The sequence below is a fragment of the Bacteroidota bacterium genome (genome assembly GCA_034723125.1).
In the GTDB taxonomy this organism is placed as follows: domain Bacteria; phylum Bacteroidota; class Bacteroidia; order CAILMK01; family JAAYUY01; genus JAYEOP01.
On sequence record JAYEOP010000508.1, the window covers coordinates 1 to 8026 of the forward strand.

General features: G+C 30.3%; 11 protein-coding genes. All 11 read right to left on the reverse strand.

All coding sequences use genetic code 11. The features are described from left to right. Positions 1-81 precede the first annotated feature (81 nt). The 11 genes from U9R42_13185 to U9R42_13235 all read right to left on the reverse strand — a co-directional run bounded on the left by U9R42_13185 (position 82) and on the right by U9R42_13235 (position 7992). Entirely contained in the window at positions 82-891 is an 810-nt protein-coding gene (locus U9R42_13185) for a ZIP family metal transporter (protein ID MEA3496973.1), read from the reverse strand. Positions 892-893: 2 nt separating this feature from the next. Then, positions 894-1526: an N-glycosylase/DNA lyase gene (locus U9R42_13190; protein MEA3496974.1), complete on the reverse strand. Its 633-nt coding sequence runs from the start codon at positions 1524-1526 to the stop codon at positions 894-896. Positions 1527-1531: 5 nt separating this feature from the next. After that, positions 1532-2482: an AEC family transporter gene (locus U9R42_13195; protein MEA3496975.1), complete on the reverse strand. Its 951-nt coding sequence runs from the start codon at positions 2480-2482 to the stop codon at positions 1532-1534. Between the two features lie 11 nt (positions 2483-2493). Beyond that, positions 2494-2958: a thioredoxin-dependent thiol peroxidase gene (gene bcp / locus U9R42_13200; GenBank protein MEA3496976.1), complete on the reverse strand. Its 465-nt coding sequence runs from the start codon at positions 2956-2958 to the stop codon at positions 2494-2496. A gap of 5 nt (positions 2959-2963) precedes the next feature. Then, entirely contained in the window at positions 2964-4391 is a 1428-nt protein-coding gene (locus tag U9R42_13205) for a TonB-dependent receptor (GenBank protein MEA3496977.1), read from the reverse strand. A gap of 180 nt (positions 4392-4571) precedes the next feature. After that, positions 4572-4736, reverse strand: coding sequence for a rubredoxin (locus U9R42_13210; protein ID MEA3496978.1), 165 nt, complete (start codon positions 4734-4736; stop codon positions 4572-4574). Between the two features lie 18 nt (positions 4737-4754). Continuing rightward, complete coding sequence (locus U9R42_13215; GenBank protein ID MEA3496979.1) at positions 4755-5330, reverse strand: rubrerythrin family protein; 576 nt, start codon at positions 5328-5330, stop codon at positions 4755-4757. Between the two features lie 24 nt (positions 5331-5354). Next, positions 5355-6332: a dihydroorotate dehydrogenase-like protein gene (locus U9R42_13220; GenBank protein MEA3496980.1), complete on the reverse strand. Its 978-nt coding sequence runs from the start codon at positions 6330-6332 to the stop codon at positions 5355-5357. Positions 6333-6363: 31 nt separating this feature from the next. Further along, positions 6364-6870: a ferritin gene (locus tag U9R42_13225; GenBank protein MEA3496981.1), complete on the reverse strand. Its 507-nt coding sequence runs from the start codon at positions 6868-6870 to the stop codon at positions 6364-6366. Between the two features lie 62 nt (positions 6871-6932). After that, complete coding sequence (locus U9R42_13230; protein ID MEA3496982.1) at positions 6933-7313, reverse strand: desulfoferrodoxin family protein; 381 nt, start codon at positions 7311-7313, stop codon at positions 6933-6935. 19 nt (positions 7314-7332) lie between these two features. Beyond that, positions 7333-7992, reverse strand: a complete 660-nt coding sequence (locus U9R42_13235) for a peroxiredoxin (GenBank protein MEA3496983.1) — start codon at positions 7990-7992, stop codon at positions 7333-7335. Positions 7993-8026: the final 34 nt, after the last annotated feature.

An 8026-nucleotide genomic window follows, 5' to 3' on the forward strand; every position in this document is an offset into this window, starting at 1 on the left:
CCGACTACTCACTGCCGACTGAGAACTGCCTACTGCCTACTGCCGACTGCTTACTGCCGACTGCTCACTGCCGACTGCTTACTACCCAAGTGCCACATCCAAAAACATCATTAAAGCAAATCCAATCATCGCTCCTATTGTAGAAATATCATTATTTTTGTTGAGTTGTGACTCGGGAATTAATTCTTCAACTACAACATAAATCATAGCACCTGCTGCAAATGACAAAGCATAAGGCAAAAAGTTAGTCATTGACATAACAGCAACAGCACCAATTACTCCTGCAATAGGTTCAACAATACCTGACAATTGCCCATACCAAAAGCTTTTAAATCTTGACAATCCTTCTCTACGCAAAGGAACAGAAACAGCAGTACCTTCAGGAAAATTTTGAATTCCAATACCAATTGCAAGTACTATCGCTCCGGCAATTGTTACAGAAGGTAATCCTGATGCTACAGCTCCAAAAGCAACACCTACCGCAAGACCCTCTGGAATATTATGTAGTGTAATTGCTAATACAAGCAGTACACTTTTGTTCCATCCGGTTTTGATACCCTCTGCTTCAGACTTTGGATAACCCAAATGGAGGTGAGGTAAAATTTTATCAATTATCCATAAAAACAAGCCGCCTGTTAGAAATCCAACAACAGCTGGTATCCATGACGTTTTACCTGCATCTTCAGTCATTTCGATGGCTGGTGCCAGCAATGACCAAAAACTGGCGGCAATCATAATTCCTGCTGCAAATCCAAGCATGCCATCCAAAACTTTTCTATTAATTGTTTTGAAAAAGAAAACTACAGATGCACCCAAAGCAGTCAGCAACCATGTAAACATTGTTGCGATAAATGCCTGCATTACAGGACTGAATTTTTCTAACCAATCAATTATCATTTGAAAAGGGTTTTTGTTTCGTTATACCAAAAGATAAAATCAAGATGTGATAAAGGAATTTTAATTTCATTTGAAAATTCCTTCATCTTATTTTCAATTTCAAAATATTTATTTTCTGAAATTGATTTTGGAATTTCTTTAATTACATTAAAATTTTTCAAATTTTTCAAAATATGTCTATCTAAAATTGTAATGTCTTCAACAAAACCAATATTTCTTAAAAAATGACTTGATTCTTTTAAACCATAACCTTTTATATTTTTATTCAGCCAATTTCTTTTATCAAAAACAGTTTGTTGTTCCGACATTGTTTTTCTAATTCCTTTTGAATTATTAAAAAACATTTCACGGGCTTCTACTACATATCTTGCTTTATTATTTTTAAACCTAACAAGATTCATCTCTTTAGCAAGATTTTCAGCTTTACTTTTAAACAACATTTGATTTTCTGACAAACTAATTATTGTTTGCCAGGCATTTTCAGCTTTAGATTGAGGGGTAAGTAAACAAAAAGCAAGCTCTTGAAATAAGCGTTTTTCATCTGCATTATTCCAAATAAATTTGAATTCAATTATTCGATTAAGTATATCTGCTTTTATTTTTTTATATGTATCGAATAATTTTTCCACGCTTTTTAGTTTAATGAAAAGAAAAGTTCAAATACCAACATTAACAATGGTATAGAAATAATGGACACAAGAAAACTTGATATTAAAAATTGATTTGTTAAAGAAACATTTCCTCCTACCTTATTTGTTAAAATAGGAATAGCAGTAATTGGAGGTACTGCACTAAGAAGAAAAATTAGAAATGCAACAGAAAATGCCGGTTTTATAATTACTAATATTGCAAGAATAATAAGAGGAAAAAGAAAATTTTTAAGTGTTACAAATATTAATACAGCTTTTAACTGTATTTTACCTTTTCTTTTAAAATCTACATAAACATTCCCCCCAATTAGAATTAAAATTAAGGGTAAAGCAGTATTTCCTAAAATCTTAGTTATTGATAATATTACATTTGGAACACTTTGGTATGTACCTGATAATCGGAGTACAATAGCTATGATTGTAGCTATCAAAATTGGGTTAAAAAATTTCCTCCAATTAAATTTACTATTTACCGACTCTTTATTTTTAAAAAAAAGATGATAAGTATTAAACATAAAAGCAGGAAAAAAAAGTGTAAACAAAAAAAGCTCAACTAATATCGTAGAACTATCTCCCCAAAGATTTTGAATAATTGCCATTGGGACAAAAATAGCATTTGGATACAATAGACTTATCCCAAATTCAGGTCTGAATTTTTTTCTTATCAGTTTCATTCCGGCTATTGACAACAAAAACGTTACACCAATAAAACCTACCCACCAAAATGGTAATATCCACCATTCAGAGAAATTTACCGGATTAAAGTGTAAAATAATATTTGTAAAAATCAAAGAAGGTAGTGCAATATCGAGAATTAGTGGTGAAAGAACATCAAGTATTTTTATCGGTACAATTTTTCTTGATATAATGGTAAAACCAATAAATCCTATACCAACTAATATTAAAATCGATTCAAATACTTTCCAGAAAATCATTACATTAATCTTTAAACTTGATACTCATTTAAAATCTGTTGAGCATGCTCTTTGGTTTTTACTTTGTTAAATATTTTCTCAATTTTCCCTTCTTCGTCTATCACAAAAGTTTTTCTTAAAACAGCAAGTTTGACTTTACCAAACATCATTTTTTCTCCCCATGCAGAATAATCCTTTAGAATTTTTCTTTCAACATCAGAAATCAAATCAAAGTTCAAACTATGTTTTGCTATAAATTTTTGATGAGAATTATCACTATCGGGACTAACACCTAAAATATGAAATCCTTTATTCTTTAGTTCCTGAAAATTATCTCTTAAATTACAAGCTTCAGCAGTACATCCAGGGGTATTGTCTTTTGGATAAAAGTACAATATTAGTTTTTTCCCTTTAAAAGTGTTTAAACTTATTTCTTTGCCATCTTGGTTTTGAGCATTTATTTCCGGAGCTTTATCCCCAATTTTTAATCCCGTCATAATAATTAGTTTAAATTTTCTTTTAATTTTTTATATCCGAACATCTGTTTTGATTTAATTTCTTTAGACACAAAAGAAGGAACCATTTTTACCCAAATAGGATTGCCTTCTTGAATATATTTCAATACTGTTCTTGAAAAAATATGCAATTTAGTTATATCTGCATTTGTAATTTGAGCCAATTTATTTGTATCAAGTAAATAATTATATATGTGTCGGGATTCGTCTTTTATTATTACGTTTTCAGATGTTAAAAGTTCATCCTTTCCAGATTGTTGGGCAGGATAAACATATATCTTTACGTTATTTTGAAATAGTTTTCCAAATCCTTCCATTATACCTCCATGCAAATTTTTGTAGTAATCTTTCAGAAAAAGATTTTGTAATGACAAAGAGGATGTTATGATTCCTAAATTGTAAATTTTAAAAATGTCAAAATATTCTACAAATTCATAGTGAAACTTTAAATCAGAAACCATTACATTAATTCCCAATCCATTTATTAAGTCAACACGATTTAGGAAATCACTTTCGTCATATTCCAAATCTTTTAATAAATTTTCGATGCTAATTTCACAGAATAATAATGTTTCTTCTCCATTATAGCTTTTGTCTTTTTTAAACGTTTCAAAACCTTTCTCAAGCATATCAAGTGCAACATAAGTTATCGGGCGAAAATTCCCCCTTAAAACCATTATGTTTTTTTTGTAGAAAATATCTGATGGAGGTTTCACATTATGCAAACTATCAAATAATGTTGCATTTGTCATTTTGTTTTTAACAAGTTGCAGGCTTAAAGATCTGTTATCAATTTCGTTAAACTCAGGACCTGTCATTTTTATCATATCTATTTCAAGTTTATCTCTTGAAATAAAGTCCATTAAAGATTGAAGAAAACTATTTGTGTAATTGTAGTAATAATAAGATGCATAAACTAAGTTAACACCAATGATACCAAGTGTTCTTTGTTGTAAAATATTATCTTTTTCATACATTTTTACATGCATGAGTATTTCATTTGGTTCATGTCCCGGATGTAATTGAAATCGTATTCCTACCCATCCATGACTTTCATTTGTTTTTTGATAATTGATTGCTGAAACTGTATTTGCAAATGCAAAAAATCTAATATTATTAGGATGTTTATTTTTTAATGAAGAAACTAATTGGCTATATTCAATTGAAAGCATTTTTTTTAGCCTTTCTTCACTAACATATCTTTTGCTGTTTGTTTTTCCGTATAAGGAATTGCTCATTCCCATATCGTAAGCAGAAATAGTTTTTGCAATTGTTTGAGAAGAAGCTCCTGCTTTAAAAAAATAATTTGCGACCTCCTGACCTGCACCTATTTCAGCAAAAGTGCCAAAGATGCTTTGGTCTAAATTTATTTTTAAAGTTTTTTGTTTTATATTACTGTGAGGTTCAACATTCATTATCTACTCTAAATCTATTAAAAAAGCTTAATCCATCTTTTGAAGAAATGAGAATAAAAAGGTCAAGCATTGTTGATCTGCTTTGACCTTTTTTTTAAACCCATACCCAAACTTTATAAAAATTCAGGTATAGGTCTTTCAATAAATTAAATACGTTACTAAATTTAATTTAAGGGGGTTCTATTCTTCAATAAGTTCAAAATCATCTTTTCCTACACCACATTCTGGGCAAATCCAGTCATCAGGGATGTCTTCAAAAGCTGTTCCCGGCTCAATTCCACCATCGGGGTCACCTACTTTGGGGTCATAAATATAACCACATACTTCACATTCATACTTTTTCATAATATTCTATTTTAGTTATTAATAATTAGTTTCTTTTATTTCAAAATAAGATTGAGGGTGCAAACATGCAGGACATATTTCGGGAGCTTTAGTTCCTTCATGCAAATATCCGCAATTACGACATTTCCAAACAATCTTACTGTTTCTTTCAAACACTTTACCTTCCTCAAGATTGGAAAATAATTTTGTATATCTTTCCTCGTGTGCTTTTTCTACTTTAGCAATCATTCTATAAGCAGTTGCAATCTCTTTGAAACCTTCTTCATCTGCTACTTTTGCAAATTCAGGATAAAGTTCTGTCCATTCTTCATTTTCACCCTCAGCAGAGGCTTTTAGGTTTTCAAGTGTGGTTCCTATTTTTCCTGCAGGATAAATTGCAGTGATTTCAACTGCTCCTCCTTCAAGAAATTTAAAAAACCTTTTTGCATGTTCTTTTTCATTCAATGCTGTTTCTGCAAATATTGCCGAGATTTGTTCCAAACCTTCTTTTTTTGCCTGTTTGGCAAAATAATCATATCGCATTCTTGCCTGAGATTCTCCAGCAAATGATTTTAACAAATTCTGTTCTGTTTTTGTTCCTTTTAATGATTCCATTTTAATTATTTATAGCCCCCTCAATTATATGTGAGAATAATACTTCATAAATTGGATTCTTTCAAAAGCAGCACCGTCTTTTGATTTTTCATAACTAAGTTGTCCTCTAAAGTTAGCTAAAGAATTATAATTATTTTTCTTCATCCAATCTTCTAATCCCTTAATTATTTCGCCAATATATTCATCTTTATTCTTGTAAATAGTTGAAACTATTTGAACTGCTTGAGCACCGGCAAGTATTTGCTTTACAACGCCTTCGCTGTCATGAATTCCTGTTGTTGCAACTAATGGAAGTTTTATTTTATGACTTAACAAAGCTATCCACCTTAACGAAACAGTTATTTCGTTTGCTGTACTAAATACATTTGAACTTTTGATTTCCATTTTGTCTAAATCTATATCAGGGCTGTAATATCTATTAAATAAAACAAAGGAATCCAAATCTTTTGTCCAGCTTAATTTTTGAATTAACTGAGCCAAACCTGCTGAATAATGACTCATTTTTAAGGCGATAGGTAGTTTAACATTTTTTCTTACTTCAGAAATAATATCAAAATATTTTTTTTCATTATCTGCACTACTTAAATTTACATCGGAAGGAAGCATCGAAACATTTATTTCAATTGCATCAGCACCGGCATCTTCAATTTTTTTTGCAAAAGAAATCCATTCATTTGCAGTAACACAATTTACACTTGCAATAATAGGAATGTCAACAGAATCTTTTGCTCCTTTAATTAAATCTATATAATCACTAGTACTTTTCTCTTTTGTGTAATAGCGAGCATAGTCATGTGCTTCCGGGTAATCACTATAATCCTGATTTTCGTTTTTATCCATCTCCATTAAAATTTGTTCTTCAAAAAGAGATTTGAGAACAACAGCTCCTGCACCTGATTCTGCAAGTTTTTTAATTTTTTCAACAGAATCAGTTAATCCTGAGCTTCCGATAATAATTGGATTTTTTAAATCCAATCCTAAATATTTTACAGATAAATCCATGTTTTAGTTTTTTTTTAATTTTATATTATCTTTATTTTGTTTCGTCAATAAATGTTCTTTGCTGTAGTTCTTTGTCAAGCATTACTAATCCGTGTTTACTTCCTTCCATCATTTTTAACTGCTGTAATATTTTATCTACATTAGCTTCTTCCTCAACTTGTTCTGCAACAAACCATTGTAAAATATTATATGTAGCATGATCTTTTTCTTCCAAAGAAATATCAACCAAATTATTTATTAGTGCTGTAACTTTTTGCTCATGTTCCAAAGTTTCTTCTATTACATTTATTACATCTTTCCATTCTGTTTTTACAGCATCAATTTGTTTTAACAAAACTCGTCCACCACGATCATTGACATAATCAAAAAATTTCATTACATGCGAAATTTCTTCCTGATATTGAACTTTCATCCAATTCCCAAAACCTGGTAAATTTTCTTTTTCAAAATAAGCTGCCATTGACAAGTAAAAGTATGCTGACCAGTATTCAGCATTAATCTGCTTATTTAGTTCTTTTTCAATTTTTTTACTTAGCATAATTAGTATTATTTAAAAATTATAGGATACAAAATAAAATATTTTGCATCCTATTTTGAAATTTATTCTACAGTAACAGCAACTTCTTCACTTTGCCACAAACCGTGTTTTGTGCAAAATGCTTGAGCTATCAGTTTCATGTTCTTTTGAGGAACAATGTAAAAGTCAACTTCTAAATTATTTGCTTCGTTACCTAATGCTCCTTCAATAAAATTTGCTTCGGCAAGCATTTTTTCAGCATTCCATAATTGCACCCAAGCAATGTAATGGTCAGGATCATCAGGATGAGGGTATTGATCCCCAACTTTTACTTTTACTTTAAATTTTTCTCCTTTTTTTGCATTGTTTTCACAATGTAAAAAAGCAGAATGTCTGTCAATATAATCTTTTTTTGCTTCTCTATCTATTTGAGAAATATCTTGGTATTTATTAATTTTCATAATTTTTAAGTTTAATATTTTTTTACAATTTTTTATGACATAACCACCAGTCATAACATTCAAATTCTCCTTTTTCTGCTTTTTGAATTCTTTCATTTGCAGTTTCTACATCAGTAGCAGGAGGTATTATTACATGGTCGTTTATCATTTCATTATTTGGCCAATTTGCTGGCATAGCAACTCCGTTTTTATCAGATACCTGCATTGCTTCTACTGCTCTTAATATTTCATCCATATTTCTGCCCAGCTCTTGTGGATAGTAAATCATTATTCGAATTTTAGCTTCAGGATCAACAACAAACACAGCTCTTACAGTATTTGTTCCTTTGCCCGGATGAATTATTCCAAGAGCTTCTGCTACTTTTCCTGTATCAGCAATTATTGGAAATTTAATTTGTACATTCAAATTATCTTTTATCCATTGCTCCCATTTAATATGAGAAAATACCTGATCTACACTTAATCCAATTAATTCACAATTTAATGCTTTAAATTTATCATATCTATTTTGAAAAGCAACAAATTCGGTTGTACAAACAGGTGTAAAATCAGCTGGATGGCTAAATAATACGAACCACTTTCCTTTGTATTCATCTGGCAATTTTTTAATACCATGAGTTGTCTGAACAGTCATTTGTGGAAAGTCATCACCTAATAAAGGCATTTTGTTTTTTTCTTCCATGATTAATGTTTTTTTAATGTTAATAAATTTTTTT

What these genes read in the sequence shown, in the direction of transcription:
- U9R42_13195 (MEA3496975.1), bottom strand. Translation starts at nt 2,482, where the DNA reads ATGATTTTCTGGAAAGTATTTGAATCGATTTTAATATTAGTTGGTATA.
- U9R42_13205 (MEA3496977.1), bottom strand. Translation starts at nt 4,391, where the DNA reads ATGAATGTTGAACCTCACAGTAATATAAAACAAAAAACTTTAAAAATA.
- U9R42_13225 (MEA3496981.1), bottom strand. Translation starts at nt 6,870, where the DNA reads ATGCTAAGTAAAAAAATTGAAAAAGAACTAAATAAGCAGATTAATGCT.
- U9R42_13220 (MEA3496980.1), bottom strand. Translation starts at nt 6,332, where the DNA reads ATGGATTTATCTGTAAAATATTTAGGATTGGATTTAAAAAATCCAATT.
- U9R42_13210 (MEA3496978.1), bottom strand. Translation starts at nt 4,736, where the DNA reads ATGAAAAAGTATGAATGTGAAGTATGTGGTTATATTTATGACCCCAAA.
- U9R42_13235 (MEA3496983.1), bottom strand. Translation starts at nt 7,992, where the DNA reads ATGGAAGAAAAAAACAAAATGCCTTTATTAGGTGATGACTTTCCACAA.
- U9R42_13215 (MEA3496979.1), bottom strand. Translation starts at nt 5,330, where the DNA reads ATGGAATCATTAAAAGGAACAAAAACAGAACAGAATTTGTTAAAATCA.
- bcp (MEA3496976.1), bottom strand. Translation starts at nt 2,958, where the DNA reads ATGACGGGATTAAAAATTGGGGATAAAGCTCCGGAAATAAATGCTCAA.